Genomic DNA, 601 nt, shown 5'->3' with positions numbered 1-601 from the left:
GTTGTCAAGGGGCTTGTCGTTGGGCGCCCCAGCCCGATCACCTCCTTCCTGACCGGCACTGTGGGAGCGGCGATCCACCGGTGACCGGCTCCTTTCACGCTGGAGCCGCGGCGGGCGCTGCGGCAACTCGGGGCCCTCATGACGACGGCTGTCCATCCGGCGGACGTCCCGTCCGAGCTCCATTGGGGAAATATAGCCTCCTTGGGCTTCCAAACCAAATATATTGACGGCAGGCTTAGCAGGCTTCAGAGTAGCGAAATTCGTGTCCGTGCTGAGCGAGTCACGCGCGAGCAAAAACAAATGTGCAATAAAGCAGCCAGAAAAGAATGCATTTTTAATGCGTAGCCGAATGAATGATTGGAGTTTGTTCGGCGCAAAAGTCACGACCAAACGGCGGCCATTCTGCGCCCAATGAAGGATCAACCATTGCACGTGTGGGTACGAAATTTGTACGTCGGTGCTCTGCTAACAAACAACAACACTGTTCCTGAAATGGCAGCCTTCATCGTGCTGCATGAATATCAGCTGTGCCTGTATAAATACTATTATATTCTTTGATTTTAGTGTTTCGTGATTTATGAGTTATCCTGTTAGAACATAT

At 51.9% G+C, this 601-nt stretch carries 1 protein-coding gene; it reads right to left on the bottom strand.

Annotated elements, in window-relative coordinates:
- Positions 1–432, bottom strand: a 432-nt coding sequence (locus Q2M23_RS43805) for a hypothetical protein (RefSeq protein WP_316399558.1), incomplete at its 3' end; no start/stop codon positions are given.
- Between the last annotated feature and the right edge of the window lie 169 nt (positions 433–601).

Source organism: Bradyrhizobium sp. 33ap4 (genome assembly GCF_032654765.1).
Taxonomy (GTDB): Bacteria; Pseudomonadota; Alphaproteobacteria; order Rhizobiales; family Xanthobacteraceae; genus Bradyrhizobium; species Bradyrhizobium australafricanum.
This window is presented reverse-complemented; position numbering and strand designations above follow the sequence as displayed.